The following is a 532-nucleotide window of genomic DNA, read 5'->3' on the forward strand; positions in this document are numbered from 1 at the left end:
GTGTGAACAGGCGATCGGCCGCTCGCGCGGTGGGCGGACCACGAAAATCCACGCGCTGAGCGACCCTGATTGCAAACCTTGCGCATTTCATCTCACTCCAGGACAAGCCGCAGAGCCGGCCCTTTTGAAGCTCGCGCCGCCCATGTCTTCCCTCATTGGGGACAAAGGCTACGATGGCGACGGCTTTCGCGCCGAAATCGTCAATCGCGGCGCGAAACCCGTCATTCCAAACAAATCCAACCGGGTAACCCTCCACAGCTTCAGCAAGCGCCTCTATAAAGGGCGCAATGTTATCGAGCGCTGTTTCTGCCGGCTCAAGGATTTCAGGCGTGTTGCTACTCGCTACGACAAACTTGCCAGAAACTTCTTGGCCGCCGTCCACCTCGCCGCTCTCGTCGCTTATTGGATCAATTGAGTCTGAACCCTAGTCGTGGTGCCCTCTGAAGTGCCGCCTAACCGCATTCCACGCTCGAAGGACTGGAAGGATGAGCACGATGAAAAGAACCCTGATTGCAACCGGCCTCATTGCGCG

1 protein-coding gene is annotated in these 532 nt (G+C 57.7%); it reads left to right on the plus strand.

Translation table 11 applies throughout. The features are described 5' to 3' along the window. On the plus strand, positions 1–415 hold a 415-nt coding region (locus IVB36_RS06330; protein ID WP_247390965.1), incomplete at its 5' end, for an IS5 family transposase. Positions 416–532: the final 117 nt, after the last annotated feature.

Source organism: Bradyrhizobium sp. 35 (genome assembly GCF_023073215.1).
Classification (GTDB): Bacteria; Pseudomonadota; Alphaproteobacteria; order Rhizobiales; family Xanthobacteraceae; genus Bradyrhizobium; species Bradyrhizobium canariense_D.